This is a genomic window from Blautia sp. MCC269, assembly GCF_018785655.1.
In the GTDB taxonomy this organism is placed as follows: Bacteria; Bacillota; Clostridia; order Lachnospirales; family Lachnospiraceae; genus Blautia_A.
The window spans coordinates 1-256 of the sequence record NZ_WQQE01000097.1 but is presented as its reverse complement, the minus strand read 5'-3'; the positions used below and the strand labels follow the sequence as shown (position 1 = coordinate 256).

Annotated in this window: 2 rRNA genes; both read left to right on the top strand. The window is 49.6% G+C overall.

The annotated features are described in order from the left end of the window. Positions 1 to 71: ribosomal RNA gene (locus tag GPK88_RS17870) — 16S ribosomal RNA — on the top strand; the annotation flags it as partial. Positions 72 to 179: 108 nt separating this feature from the next. Continuing rightward, a 5S ribosomal RNA gene (gene rrf, locus GPK88_RS19835) occupies positions 180 to 256 on the top strand; the annotation flags it as partial.

Sequence of the window (256 nt, the reverse complement as noted above, 5' to 3'; positions counted from 1 at the left end):
CGGGACCGATGACTGGGGTGAAGTCGTAACAAGGTAGCCGTATCGGAAGGTGCGGCTGGATCACCTCCTTTCTAAGGAAATTGGATACAGTAGGCTGTGCAAACAGCTGAATCAATCCAACTAAAACGGAAAAAGTAGAGAGTCTGTGTTTTACTGTTTAGCTATCAAGCTAAAAGATTTCTGGTGCCGATGCGGTTGGGGGACACACCCGTTCCCATCCCGAACACGACGGTTAAGACCCAATCGGCCGATGGTA